Origin of the sequence: Geofilum rhodophaeum (assembly GCF_002210225.1) — a bacterium.
In the GTDB taxonomy this organism is placed as follows: domain Bacteria; phylum Bacteroidota; class Bacteroidia; order Bacteroidales; family Marinilabiliaceae; genus Geofilum; species Geofilum rhodophaeum.
Window position 1 is genome coordinate 1 of record NZ_MWUJ01000014.1, and the last position, 13,157, is coordinate 13,157.

The 13,157-nt window shown below is 52.1% G+C and carries 10 protein-coding genes; 3 read left to right on the top strand and 7 right to left on the bottom strand.

What is annotated here, in order from left to right; genetic code table 11:
- Positions 1–97: 97 nt before the first annotated feature.
- From trpB to B4W65_RS12350, 3 genes are read right to left on the bottom strand one after another with little or no spacing between them, the layout of a single operon-like run.
- The gene (gene trpB / locus B4W65_RS12340) at positions 98–1,306 is read right to left on the bottom strand and encodes a tryptophan synthase subunit beta (protein WP_088655476.1); all 1,209 of its coding nucleotides are present in this window, start codon (positions 1,304–1,306) and stop codon (positions 98–100) included.
- 10 nt (positions 1,307–1,316) lie between these two features.
- Positions 1,317–2,294, bottom strand: a complete 978-nt coding sequence (locus tag B4W65_RS12345) for an ROK family protein (RefSeq protein ID WP_088655477.1) — start codon at positions 2,292–2,294, stop codon at positions 1,317–1,319.
- A gap of 51 nt (positions 2,295–2,345) precedes the next feature.
- The gene (locus B4W65_RS12350; RefSeq protein WP_088655478.1) at positions 2,346–3,731 is read right to left on the bottom strand and encodes an MFS transporter; all 1,386 of its coding nucleotides are present in this window, start codon (positions 3,729–3,731) and stop codon (positions 2,346–2,348) included.
- A 239-nt stretch (positions 3,732–3,970) separates the two neighbouring features.
- Between B4W65_RS12350 and rplS the strand changes: the two genes are divergently transcribed.
- Entirely contained in the window at positions 3,971–4,318 is a 348-nt protein-coding gene (gene rplS / locus B4W65_RS12355) for a 50S ribosomal protein L19 (protein WP_088655479.1), read from the top strand.
- 106 nt (positions 4,319–4,424) lie between these two features.
- Here rplS and B4W65_RS12360 read toward each other — a convergent pair whose 3' ends face one another.
- Complete coding sequence (locus tag B4W65_RS12360) at positions 4,425–6,965, bottom strand: AsmA-like C-terminal region-containing protein (RefSeq protein ID WP_088655480.1); 2,541 nt, start codon at positions 6,963–6,965, stop codon at positions 4,425–4,427.
- A gap of 196 nt (positions 6,966–7,161) precedes the next feature.
- On the opposite strand from B4W65_RS12360, the gene B4W65_RS12365 reads away from it, so the two are divergent.
- Together B4W65_RS12365 and B4W65_RS12370 are read left to right on the top strand one after the other, a co-directional pair.
- On the top strand, positions 7,162–8,610 hold the full coding sequence (locus B4W65_RS12365) for a PQQ-dependent sugar dehydrogenase (RefSeq protein ID WP_088655481.1): 1,449 nt from the start codon (positions 7,162–7,164) through the stop codon (positions 8,608–8,610).
- A gap of 6 nt (positions 8,611–8,616) precedes the next feature.
- Positions 8,617–10,734 carry a TonB-dependent receptor gene (locus B4W65_RS12370; RefSeq protein WP_088655482.1) on the top strand — a complete coding sequence of 706 codons (2,118 nt, stop codon included), beginning with the start codon at positions 8,617–8,619 and terminating at the stop codon, positions 10,732–10,734.
- A gap of 17 nt (positions 10,735–10,751) precedes the next feature.
- Here the strand turns inward: B4W65_RS12370 and B4W65_RS12375 are convergent, their stop codons facing one another.
- From B4W65_RS12375 to B4W65_RS12385, 3 genes are all read right to left on the bottom strand, one after another.
- Positions 10,752–11,486 carry a DUF3307 domain-containing protein gene (locus B4W65_RS12375; RefSeq protein WP_088655483.1) on the bottom strand — a complete coding sequence of 245 codons (735 nt, stop codon included), beginning with the start codon at positions 11,484–11,486 and terminating at the stop codon, positions 10,752–10,754.
- Complete coding sequence (locus B4W65_RS12380; RefSeq protein WP_088655484.1) at positions 11,480–12,082, bottom strand: transcriptional regulator; 603 nt, start codon at positions 12,080–12,082, stop codon at positions 11,480–11,482. Before B4W65_RS12380 ends, B4W65_RS12375 begins: the two co-directional genes overlap by 7 nt.
- A gap of 82 nt (positions 12,083–12,164) precedes the next feature.
- Positions 12,165–13,100 carry a YeiH family protein gene (locus B4W65_RS12385; protein WP_088655485.1) on the bottom strand — a complete coding sequence of 312 codons (936 nt, stop codon included), beginning with the start codon at positions 13,098–13,100 and terminating at the stop codon, positions 12,165–12,167.
- Positions 13,101–13,157 lie beyond the last annotated feature (57 nt).

Genomic DNA, 13,157 nt, shown 5'->3' on the forward strand with positions numbered 1-13,157 from the left:
GTTTCAACCCTGGGGGGCCTGGGAGGCCTCTGAGGCCCGGGGAGGCCCGGGGAGGCCTCAGAGACGGAGGCCCGGGGAGGCCTGTGCCCCGCCCGCCCTACAAACCATAATCCTTCCCATAGTTATCCAAAACAAAGTCCACATCCTTGTCTCCCCTTCCGCTCAGGTTCACCAGTATGGACGTCTGAGGCTCACGCTGCGCCAGTTTAATGGCATAAGCCACCGCATGGGCACTTTCCAAGGCGGGAATAATGCCTTCGAGGCGACTCAGTTCAAAAAAGGCATCGATGGTTTCCTGGTCGTTGATCACATCGTAAGTTACTTTCTTCAAATCGTGCAACATACTGTGCTCGGGACCAACACCGGGGTAGTCGAGTCCGCTGGCAACGGAATAAACGGGACTGGGCTCTCCTTTTTCGTCCTGCAGCAAGTAGCACTTAAAACCGTGAATGATTCCGGGCTTACCCTGAGTCATGGTAGCCGCATGCTCTCCAATACTCATGGAACGGCCCCCCGGCTCAATGCCGTACAAGTGACACTCATCGTCATTTAAAAAGGCGGTGAACATGCCCATGGCGTTACTGCCGCCACCCACACAAGCCACCACACTGTCGGGCAACTCACCAGTCATTTCCTGAAACTGCTCACGGGCTTCAATACCCACCACCCGCTGAAAGTCACGCACCATCATCGGGAAGGGGTGCGGACCCACCACAGACCCGATACAATAAATCGAATTCTCGGGATCCTTCAGATAAGCTTCAAAGGCCGAGTCAACCGCCTCTTTCAAAGTTTTAAGACCATGAGAAACCGGGACAACTTCAGCGCCCAAAATTTTCATACGTACTACATTGGGGTGTTCTTTGGCGATGTCCACCTCTCCCATATGTATTTCGCACTCCAGACCAAAATAGGCGGCTGCAGTGGCCAGGGCCACACCATGCTGACCAGCGCCTGTTTCGGCAATCAGTTTTTTCTTACCCATATACTTGGCCAACAAGGCTTCTCCCATACAATGGTTGAGCTTGTGGGCCCCTGAGTGGTTCAAATCTTCACGCTTCAGGTAAATGCGACCGCCATACTTTTCCGATAAACGATTGCAATAGTACACCGGCGTTGGACGCCCCTGATAATGCTTACGAATACTGCGCAACTCGGAAATAAAATTGTGCGATTTACTGATGGCAAAATAAGCATCGTTGATGCGCTGCATTTCTGCCTCCAGGTTGGGCGGCAAAAAAGCGCCACCGTACTCTTTGTAAAACCCTTCTTTAGATGGGTAGGTCTTAAAATAATTTTCTGACATGATTGAAGGTTTATTTGTCTTGCTCCTTCCACACCAAAGCGCTGGCGCCCACTATGGCAGCATCGCCGGCACTCAGTTCGGAGGGCAGAATTTTTATCTTGTTCTTAAAGATGGGAAGCAAATGCGCTTCCAGACTCTCGCGCAAGGGTTTAAAAATGTAGTCGCCGGCGGCCGTGGGACCACCAAACAGAAAGATGGCTTCGGGAGAAAGGTGGTGCACCGTATCGGCCAAACCCTGGCCCAGATATTGCCCGGTTTTTTCAAACACTTCCAGGGCAACCTTATCGCCTTTTACGGCTGCCTCATAAATCATCTTAGACGACAGCTCGTTAAAGGACTTATCGGCCAGGAGGCTGTCGCTGGCATTATAATACGCCAACAGCTCAAAGGCGGTACGTTTCATGCCGGGAGCAGAGCAATAGGCCTCCAGGTGGCCATGTGCCCCACAACCACATACACGACCCCCGGGGATCAGCGTGGTGTGTCCGCATTCACCGGCAAAGCCATCGTGGCCGTAAACCAAATCACCATTGACCACCACGCCACTGCCTACCCCGGTACCCAGGGTGTACATTACGAAATTTTTCATGCCTTTGGCGCCGCCGTACACCATTTCACCAATAGCAGCAGCATTGGCATCGTTGGTCAATGCAACATACTGGTACTCGGGAAATTCGGCCCGCATCAACTCCACCAAATGTACTATGCCCTTGAAGGACAAATTGGGCGCATACTCTATGGTACCACTGTAATAGTTGCCGTTGGGCGCACCAATACCAATCCCCAGAATTTCTGAGTCGGGATTGGTCAGTTTCAACTTCTTGGCCATATCTTTTACCGAGGCACCCATTTCCTTTACATAACGTTCTGCATCGCCATGCGAGGGGGTATCGATCCCCCCCTTTACTACGACGTTACCGGCTTCATCAACAATTCCAATGGCGGTATTGGTTCCACCTATATCAATTCCAACTGAAAACATTTTCATACTCTTTAATCTTTAAAAATTAATTTCTCAATCGCTATCCATCAGCCAAAACTATTCGGCACTCGCAGTTCTGATTAAACTTCCTTTAACGGCGTAAAAGAAGATGTAAAGATAACACAGGGCGGGCACCACATAGGCATAGGTATAGCCATAATTATCAGCAATGGAGCCCATCAGGGGCGGAATTACGGCTCCACCCAGAATCAGGGCATTGATGATGCCCGAAGCAGAAGCCAATTCGCCACCCTTCAAATCTTTCACGGCCAGGGCAAAAATATTGGGGAACATAATGGAGTTAAACAAACCAATAGAAACTACGGTCCATAAGGCCACTTGCCCTTGGGTAAAAGTGGTCACCAAGCCCAACATACCGGCCACCAAAGCAAAAACGGCCAGGGTACGGGCAGGTTGTCCTTTTCCAATCAACATAAACACAAAGTTAACGGCTGAGGCGCCCATAAAAACAAGACCTATGGTCCAGTCCCAATCGGTTACAAATGCACCGGAAACCAAGGCCAGACCCAACACCAAAACGGCATACAAATACTTCTTTCCTCCGGCGATGTCCGAAAACATAATGGAGCCAAAGAATCGTCCTACCATAGCACCACCCCAATAAATAGCGGCATAGGTAGCAGCCATTTCGGCAGAAAGCCCCAAGGAACCACTCTTCAGATAATTGGTCATTAAGCCGGCGTTACCAGCCTCAGCACCCACATAGCAGAAAATAGCAAAGGCCCCTAACAATACGTGCGGATACTTATAAATGCTGCCGCCCTTCTCACTTTTTTCACTGATAATGGCAGGCAATTTCATCATAAGCAACACCACAGCAACTAAAACTACCACCAGCGCCATGGCAATAAAGGGGAAGGGTATGCGGCCGGCGACTTCCAAGCCATAGGTCAATTTTTCTGCATCCGTTGCATCGATGGGCAGATCCAGCCCTTTAAAAATTACCGTAGCAATCAGCCAGGGGGCTACCATTGTAGCAATAGAGTTCAAGGCCTGGGTAAGATTCAGCCTGCTGGAAGCAGAGCTTTCAGACCCCAAAGCAGTAACATAAGGGTTGGCCGATACCTGCAGGAAAACCACGCCGGTAGCCAAAATAAAGGTAGCCATTAAAAACAGCGGATACGATGGGATGCGGGCAGCGGGAATAAACACCAAACTACCCAGGGCCATCAATATCAGGCCGGCTACCACGGTATACTTGTAACCGATGCGATTAACCAGCCAACCGGTGGGTACCGACATAATGGGATAGGCAATAAAAAAGGCCGAAGTCAGTAACTGGGCCTGAAACTCAGTGAGGTTAAATACCGCCATTACAGGGGCACTGAGCTGAATGATAAAGGTGGTGGCAAATCCAAAAATGAAGAAGATGGCACCAAAGGCGGTCATTCCCACCAAGAAATTGTTGTTTTTCTGTTCCATAAAAAATAAATGTTAGATGTGTAGTGCAATGTTACTTTAAATTTCAATTTTTTACAAAACTTCAAGGATGGAAACAACGATAAAATATGCGGCCTGCAACTTTTTCACCGACATTACAGCAGCTGGTCTTTTAATATTAAAATAATTGCTGTACTTTTGCACCCAATTCGTGTAATCTCTTGCTGAACATGAGGGGTCATGCAATATTGCACTAAGTTTAATCTTCAAAAGCAAACAAAATGAACTTGATGAAAGTTGCTGAAGAAGCCTTCAACACAGGTGTTGAAGTTCCTGAATTCGGCGCAGGTGACACAGTTTCGGTGCACTACAAAATTAAGGAAGGTACCAAGGAACGTGTTCAGGTTTTTCGCGGGGTTGTAATTCAGGTTAAAGGTTCAGGCGCCGGCAAGCGTTTTACCGTTCGTAAAATGTCCGGGAACGTTGGCGTAGAACGTATTTTCCCCATCAATTCGCCCTTTATCGAGAAGGTGGAATTGAACCGCAGAGGAAAAGTTCGTCGTGCAAGAATTTACTATTTCCGCGATCTTACCGGAAAGAAAGCACGCATCAAAGAGAAAAGAGTTTAATCCTTCGGGAGGTCAATTCATTAAAAACGGCAGCTGTATCGGCTGCCTTTTTTTATGGCACTAAAATTAGAAAGCCTGCCGCAGGGCAGGCTTTCTAAAAATCATGTTATCGGAATAAATCGCGGAGCTTCTTCCCCGCCTCTTCTATTTTCTCCTTGGTCTCGGGATCTTCCATCAACTTCTCTACCGCTTTCTCGGCTTCCTTCTTCAGCTCCTCGCCCACTTCTTCAGCCGCCTTTTTCACCTCATCCTTCACTACATCGTTCAGCGCTTCGGCGTTCAGACTCAACTTTGGATCATCGGGAGTACCGGTTATGTTGATGCCAATTAAAACGTCCTCCCCGGCTGGCAAGGAAGTCCCCAAAAAGCCGGCAACACTATTGATCTCGTTGCGACTCACCGGCATCTTTATTAAAAAGTCCATGTTTTTATCCAGACTCTGTTTCCCGGAAATATTGGCGTTTTTACCAAAAACATTCACATCAAAAGGATCGACGTAAACATTTCCGCTGTCGATGCGGAAATTGACCAAAAAGTCGCGCGCTTTAGCCACCGCATACTTTTCGTCTTTCAGCAGGGAAACGAGGGCCGTTTGCGCCTTGGCACCGGAGACTTCAATCTCCTTAGAGCTGAGCTGTCCCCCGCCATTAAAGGAACTCAGAATGGGCGAAAAGTCGTCGCCCAACAGCGAACTGAACTTCATTTTGGTACTGATGCGTCCGTTGGCATTGCGGGCCACGGGCAAAAAGGACTCCACCATAGAGAACGAATGGGCCGCCTGATTGATGTCCACGGTATTCACCGCCAAATCAAAATCCATAAAGGGCTTCAGTGTATCCTGGGTATTGTATTCCCCATTCATCACCATATCTCCCTGCAACAGCTGGGTGCGTACATCATCCATCACCACACGGGCATCTTTTACCACCAAAGCACCCTGGGTATTTTCAAGCGTCAACTTATCGTAGAGCAGCTTGTCTATTTTGGTGGTCATGGTAAAGTCGATGTTATCGGGCACCAGCACCTTACCCATGGGGGCCTCTTCGTCTTCGTCCACCACCTCTTCTTCACCCGAGGCCATGGCCATCAGTTCATTGGTGTTGATGTAGCGCGAGGCATGCTCAAGTTTTCCTTTGAGCGTGCCGTCCTGCAAGGCATAAGCCAGGTAGTTTTCGAGGCGACCGGTTAGACTGAAATCGCTCTCGCCCATTTGCATATTAAAAGAACGCAGCTCTAAATATTGAGGGGAGAAAAACAGATCGGCCCCACTGATGAGAATGCCCATGGGGAGGTCGGGACTCCGAAACGCAAAGTCTTTCATATCCATTACCCCATTGGCTTTTAAATCTTCGTAGCGCTCCTGCTCAATCATCTCATAATCCCCGTCGAGGGTTAAATCGGCATTTACCACCCCTTTCAGCTCAATACTGTCCATAGGAAAAGCTTCGGCCAGGGAAGCAAAATCGATGGTTCCCTTCATGCCGCCCTTAAAGGTCGCATTGGACAGCGGGGTGGTCACCCGCAGCTGTGCCCCAAAAGGATTGTTGCCTACACTAAATCCGAAACGACTGATGTCGGTCACCGTAGCATCCATGGTACCACCGGGATTGTCGACCAGCATATGCACCTGAATATCGTCGATCGACTTGGGCAGATCGGGATACTGAATGCGTCCGTCCTTCACCTCCAAAAGCAGTTTAAAAGCAGGCAGATGGTCGGCATCCACAAACACCCCCTTGGCCGTCGCCTCCAGAGTCAGACCACCGGCTGTCTCCAAGCCCTCCAAATCGCTCATATATTCCTCAGGAACGAGGGCCAGAATGGTTTTAAAAGAAGTCTCACTGGCTGCCAAACGCAAATCCATGTCAAAACCCTCTTCCAACATCGCCAGGGTTCCCTCCATAAACAGGGGCAGTCCACTAAAATTCAAAGCATTGTCTTCAAAGGTAAAAACCATATTCTCCAGATCGGCACCAACATCTGCACGCAAATCCACCGGTGCTGCATTCACATACTTCACCCCCTCCATAATGACATCCAGGGCTTCGATGCTGCTTTGCAGCGAAAGCGTGGTGTAAGCTTCCGTCATATCGCCCCTTAGCTGCGCGTTAAAACCGCTTAAAGCGGTTTTAAAATCCATCGTTGCATCCGAATAACTCAAAGCCGCATCACGAATTTCAAAAGATTGCAGTTGTACGCTAAAAGAGGCCGCTTCGCCCTCCTCTTCTACCACCTCTTCCACCTCTTCCGACATAGGTACAATGTCCCAGTTGGCCAGACTATCGGCGTTTACTTTAAGATGCACCAGAGGCCGGTCGATGAGGACCGACTTCACGTCAATGGCCGCACCGCGCAGCGCGCTCATCACATCTACCGAAGCAGAAAACCTGCCGACATAAAGCAAGGTATCGCCGGCAAAAGGAGCAGCATTAACTACCGAAAGCCCTTCCATTCCCACCCCCAAATTGGGGAAGTTCCGGATGAGCGATACCGAAAAACCATCCCAGGCCACAGTCGCCTCCAGCTCTTCATTAATCAGCTCCTTGACCATGGTTTCAATTTTGCCTTTAAAGGCAAAGGGCAATATCAGGAGCAACAGAAACAGGCCCACAATCACCCCCAAAAAAATCTTAAGAAAACGTTTCATACAATTAGAAATTTGTTCTTTTGTTAAGGTTTCAACAGCTAACCAAATTTAGGCAATAGCCGCATCTTTTCCTACAGGAACCCCACCGAAATGCTCAAAGTCCCTCATTAAAGTGTCGCTTTTATAAATGAACCAAAAAGCTTAACTTTTGGTTTAATTGAAGTAGTGAAGTTTTTCATCCTAAAATCACCCACTCATGCAGAAAAAACACCGCTTTCTTTTTCTGGGACTCTCCCTAGCCCTTACTGCGCTTTGGCTGCTGACCGCAGCCCAATGCCAGCAGGGCAGTAAGTCTGCCAATTTTGACCTGAGCATCGGCAACAAGCAGTTGGCGGTAGATAATTACGCCCAATACTGTGCCTCTTGTCACGGCTTGAATATGGAACGTTTTGCCGGTGCCGACCGGCAAGCCCTCTTCGCTACCCCCATGGCCGATATGGTAGCTGTCATCAGCGACGGCGATATGGAGACCGGCATGCCGGCCTTTGGACACGTGCTGTCTCAGGACGAGATAGCCGATATCTCGGCCTACATCCTCACCGATATGAAGGAAGCGACCGACGGACAGGAACAGCGGCCCGCCATGGCCGAAATTCAGCAAAGCGAGAAGCTGGATTTTAATCTGGACACCCTCATTACCGGACTCGAAGTGCCCTGGGGCATGACCTGGCTGCCCGATGGCGACATGCTGGTGGCAGAGCGGGGGGGACAATTGTTTCGCTTTCGCAACGGCACTTTTGTAGCGCAGATCGAAAACCTTCCTGAAATATTTGTACACGGTCAGGGTGGCCTGATGGACGTACGTCTGCACCCCGATTACGAAAACAACGGCTGGCTGTACCTGGCCTACGCCACAACCGGAGAGGGCGGCAGCGCCCAGGGCGGCAATACCGCCATCATGCGGGCCCGATTGAAAGAGAACCGACTGACCGACAAGCAGCTCCTGTTCAAGGGCTTGCCCGATACGCGTGCCGGCGTGCACTTTGGCACGCGCATGGTCTTCGACAACGACGGCTACCTCTACTTTTCCATTGGCGACCGTGGACACATGCCCAACGCGCAAACCCTGGGCAACCATGCCGGTAAAATTCACCGCATCAAGGACGACGGAAGCATACCGGCCGACAACCCCTTTATCGACACCCCCGACGCCATGCCCACCATCTGGTCCTACGGCCACCGCAATCCGCAAGGGCTCGTTAAACACCCCCAGACCGGTGCCCTGTGGTCGCACGAGCACGGTCCTCGCGGCGGCGATGAAATCAACCTCATCCAACCGGGCCTCAACTACGGCTGGCCCGAAATATCTTACGGCATCAATTACGACGGTACCATCATTACCGAAGACACCACCAAAGCAGGCATGGAACAACCCATACATCAATGGACACCCTCCATTGCGCCCTGCGGAATGACCTTCGTCAGCGGAGAACCCTTTAAAGCCTGGGAAAATAACATTCTGAGCGGCTCACTCAGCTTCCGCTACCTCGTACGCAACGAAGTGGTTGGCAACGAAGTGGTGCACCAGGAAATCCTGCTTCGCGACATTGGTCGACTCAGAAACGTAGAACTGGGTCCCGATGGCCTCCTATACGTAGCAGTTGAAAATCCCGGCGTAATTTACCGCCTGAGTCCCCTTCCCTAACGGCCTATGAGGAAGTCGCTAAGCCCACTCCTGCTCACACTTTATCTTTCCGGAATCCCCTCGGTCGCCTTGACCGGGGGGACTCCGGATACTTCTTTGGCACCGGCCGACAGTCTTTCCCAAGCCCAACTCGAAGGCGGGCAACAGGAAAGCGCCCAACTCGAAGGCGGGCAGCTGGAAACCGTTACCGTAAGCGCCATCCCCTTTCGCGGCAGTCTCGGTACCACCACCGGCAGCCTCAGCTACCTCAGCACCGAACAACTCCGTGCCGGTCCCCAAACCCACATCCAGCCCCTCCTGCAGGAAGTCGCGGGCCTCCAAATGCAGTCCGCCACCCGCTCCACCGCACGCCTTACCCTGCGCGGCATGGGCAGTCGCACCCCCTACGCCTCCAACCGGGTAAAAGCCTATTTCAACGACATTCCCCTGACCTCCGGCGACGGCGCCACCATCATCGAAGACCTGGAAATCAGCACCCTCCAAAGCGTTGAAGTCCTCAAAGGCCCCGCCTCCGCCCTCTACGGACCCGCCCTTGGCGGCGTAATCGTCCTGCGCACCAGTCCCCCCACCTACGGCAGCCACTTTGGCGCCGAGCTCGAAACCGGCTCCTTCAACAGCTACAAAACCGGCGCCCAAATGAGTTGGGGCGCCCCCAACCACTACCTGCAAACCGCCCTGCACCACCAGCAAAGCGAAGGCTACCGACAAAACAGCAGCTACCGACGCAACAACCTTTTGCTGGAGGGGGGACTCACCCGTGGTCGCCACCACGTGGCGCTCACCGGCACTTACACCTATTTAAAAGCCCACATACCCAGCTCGGTGACCTACGACAGCTACCAAAATGCGCCCCAGAATGCCGCTGCCAACTGGCTGGAAGTGGCCGGCCATCAACGCTACCACAAAATTCTGGGCGGCTTGCGCGTCCGCTCCCAATGGACCCGGAACCTGTCCAACAAACTGGTACTCTACACCCTTTGGAAAGACGCCGGGGAAGTCCGCCCCTTCAACCACCTCAGCGAAAACACCCTTACTCTGGGCTTTAAGAACCAGCTGCAATGGACCCGGGGGGAGCAGCGACTGATGGCGGGTGTGGAACTGTTCCGTGAAGACTACCGTTGGCAGACCCACGAAACCCTGGAGGCCGGTGCCCGTGGCGACCTCCTCAGCGACAGCCAGGAAGCACGCCACTTCATCAACCTGCAAGTCCACGCCGAAACCCGTCTGGGCCCGCGCACCCTGGCAACCGCCGGTCTCAACCTGCACCATTTGCAGTACAGGCAGGGCGACCAACAGCAAGATGGTCCCCAACAAAGTCACAGCTACCGCTGGGTAGCCTCTCCCCGTCTGGGCCTGAACCACCGCATCCGACAAGGCCTCTACCTACACAGCTCCGCTGCCCACGGCTTTTCGGCCCCCACCTCCGAGGAAGCCCTCTTGCCCGACGGGAGCATCAATCGCGACCTGCAACCCGAACAAGGCTATAATGTTGAAGTCGGTCTGCGAGCAGCCGGAAACAAGCAACGCTGGCAGGCCGATGTCTCCGCCTACCACCTTTGGGTACGCAACCTGCTGATGACGAGGCGGTCGGCCGAAGACGTTTTTTACGGAGAGAATGCCGGGAAGACCCGGCATTCGGGACTGGAAAGTCAACTGAGTTACCAGCTTCTGGCCCCCGATCTAAGCGAAAGAGAATTAAGTCTGACCCTCACCCATACCTACATGCACAACCGCTTTGTGGTTTTTGAGGACGAGCAGGGCGACCATCGGGGCAACACCCTTCCGGCCCAACCGGCCCATATGCTGCACCTAAAGCTACAAATACGCAGTGCCCGCGGCGCCGGACTCCAAATCCGCTACCATTACGACGGTCGCCAATACCTGAACGACACCAACAGTCTGAGCTATCCGGGCCACCACTTGCTGCACCTGCATGGCGACTGTACGCTGCTGCGCCACGAAAAACAAAGCTTAAAACTCTACGCCGGCATGCGCAACCTCGGCAACAGCCATTACGCCGCCATGTTGCTGGTCAACGCCCCCTCCTTTGGCAACCAGCCCGCCCGCTACTACTATCCCGGCGAACCCCGCAACTTTTACCTGGGACTGCGCTACCAATGGTAAAAGCACGGGCCTTTTTGTCACACCAAGACCCACAACCATTTGAAGACGAGCGTCGCCAACATGGCCAGACCAAAACTCAACAAGGTTCCGATAAGAATGTATTCCGTTAATTTGCGGTCGCGCCCACGCGTGAGGTCGCCAAAACGGAAAATGGACTTTGCGGCCAGCAGAAAACCAATGCCCGACCATTGGTTAAGCAGAATAAAGCCAAAGATAAACAGGCGCTCGAGCATGCCGATGTACAAGCCTGCCGAAGCCAGGGACGTACCCTTCCTGCTAGATTTGGGCACCTCCAACTCACGCTGACTCCAACGCGACAAAAAATTCTTCACCATAATGGAAATCCCGTAAGTCATCAGCAGCACCGCAATGAGCGCCAGCACAAAGCGGTCCGACCCCAACCAGGCAAACGACCATTCATCGGGATAATACCAGTAAGCCAGTCCCACCAACACCAAAAAATGCAAGAGCTGATCGCCCACAAACAACAATACCGGCTGATCCAATCGGTTCAAATACAACTTGGCCGCATCAATCACAAAGTGCGTCACCACCATCACCAGCGCCGCCCAATAATAAGTCGGCTTAAATCCAAACACCAGCAAAAAAAGCAGCAGGTGCACCAAAACATGCGCATAGAGGCGATTCGAGCGCAGCTTGTGCTTTGCTTTGTGTCTGATCCACCCATCGGGTTGCAGCACAAAATCGCCCAGCACATGCACCAACACCATTTTTAACAAAAAACTTAACATAGCTCAGCAATACTTTTCGAATAATAAGCGAACAAGCGCTCCAAGGCCTCAAAACCCCCTCGCTTCAGTCCCTTGCTGATGTCGCTTTGCTGCTTATTGAGCCACTGCGCCACCTCCGTCTGTCGGGCCTCCGGATGCTCCAAAACCGTTTTAATAATCAGTGCCGAATTAACCGTCCATTCATCCGCCTTTAAAGCCGCCAGCTGCAACATCAAATCCAACACCTTATCCAGCTCAGGCCACGGGGTTTTAATGCCCAGCGTCTCCTTCTTTAATGCATCGAAACGTTCCCCGGAATGAATAAAGGCACTTCCGTTGGATTCCGTAATCTTTTCGCCGCGGTAGGCCACATCGCCCAGACCCAAAGCCAAACGCACATCCAACTCCTTAAACTGCTTAACAACCGCCTTTAGGTGAAACAGGGCCCGGAGCGCCTCCTGCGGAGGCAGCTCCAGCTGAAAACTATCGCCACGGAAAATCTCCCACTGGCGGGGACTGCTTCCATAACGTTGCAAAGCCTCTTTTAGTACATCCAGCCAAAGTGGCTGTTTCGCCTTACGCGACCCCACTATGTCGCCGGTAATAATTGCATTCATAACACAATGTTTCCCCAAATGTATCCTTTTAATACGGAATAGTCAACATTATGCATAAAAGACGGAATAAACAGCAATATTCCTAAACAGAAGAATATTTAAGCACCAACAAGGCGACCGACCCCACCAGCAACCAGAGCAAAACCCCCATCGCAAAACTGCGCCAGCCCGCTTTACGAGCCTCTTTAAAAGAAAGGCCCGACCCAATTAGAAACAAAGCCATGACCATGCCCCGCTTTCCGAGTGCCCCCAGCACACTGTAAACAGGCGCTGCCGAAGGAAAGAGCCACACCATGCCAATACTGCCAGCAAAAAGAAAGATGAACCAGGGCACCGAAAAGCGTCCCTTTTCGCCGCGCCCATACACCAGAGAAAGCACCAAAGAGAGCGGCAAAATCCATAAGGCCCGCACCAGTTTGGTGGTAGTGGCCACCTCCAGCGCCTGGGGCCCATAAACCGCCCCGGCACCCACCACGCTGCTGGTATCGTGAATGGCCAGTGCCGCCCACCAACCAAAGGAAGTCTCCGACAGCTGGAACAAATGCCCCAACCACGGAAAAAGAAACAGCGCCAAAGCATTCAGCACAAACACCACCACCAGCGCAAAGCTGGTCTGCTCGTTACGCGCCCGCACCAGGGGCGCTACCGCCGCAATGGCACTGCCCCCGCAAATGGCCGTGCCCGAAGCAATCAACAAGCCGGTAGTTCCTTCCACTTTTAAACAACGCGCCAGTACATAGCCGGCAGCCATAACCAGGACTACCGAAACGGCGGTACTGATCAGACCGGTTTGAGAAGCCTCGAGTACCTCAGCGACCTGCATGCCAAAGCCCATCAGCACGATGGATGCCTGCAACATAAAAGAAGCATAACGCGAAAACGACGGCAAACGCCAACCCAGCAAAGAAAAAAGAATGCCCACAGCCAAAGCCCCCGACGCAGAAAAAAATGGGAACAAACACAAAACCAACACGAGTGCATACAGCACTGCCAACTTTTGAGACCCAAAACGCATCATCCTACATTTTTTATAGGTTCAAAAGTAGCGTAACACTATAACACGGCAAAATACAAA

Bases quoted from the DNA above. Each gene is read 5' to 3' on its own strand.
- trpB (WP_088655476.1), bottom strand. From the start codon at position 1,306: ATGTCAGAAAATTATTTTAAGACCTACCCATCTAAAGAAGGGTTTTAC.
- B4W65_RS12345 (WP_088655477.1), bottom strand. From the start codon at position 2,294: ATGAAAATGTTTTCAGTTGGAATTGATATAGGTGGAACCAATACCGCC.
- B4W65_RS12350 (WP_088655478.1), bottom strand. From the start codon at position 3,731: ATGGAACAGAAAAACAACAATTTCTTGGTGGGAATGACCGCCTTTGGT.
- rplS (WP_088655479.1), top strand. From the start codon at position 3,971: ATGAACTTGATGAAAGTTGCTGAAGAAGCCTTCAACACAGGTGTTGAA.
- B4W65_RS12360 (WP_088655480.1), bottom strand. From the start codon at position 6,965: ATGAAACGTTTTCTTAAGATTTTTTTGGGGGTGATTGTGGGCCTGTTT.
- B4W65_RS12365 (WP_088655481.1), top strand. From the start codon at position 7,162: ATGCAGAAAAAACACCGCTTTCTTTTTCTGGGACTCTCCCTAGCCCTT.
- B4W65_RS12370 (WP_088655482.1), top strand. From the start codon at position 8,617: ATGAGGAAGTCGCTAAGCCCACTCCTGCTCACACTTTATCTTTCCGGA.
- B4W65_RS12375 (WP_088655483.1), bottom strand. From the start codon at position 11,486: ATGTTAAGTTTTTTGTTAAAAATGGTGTTGGTGCATGTGCTGGGCGAT.
- B4W65_RS12380 (WP_088655484.1), bottom strand. From the start codon at position 12,082: ATGAATGCAATTATTACCGGCGACATAGTGGGGTCGCGTAAGGCGAAA.
- B4W65_RS12385 (WP_088655485.1), bottom strand. From the start codon at position 13,100: ATGATGCGTTTTGGGTCTCAAAAGTTGGCAGTGCTGTATGCACTCGTG.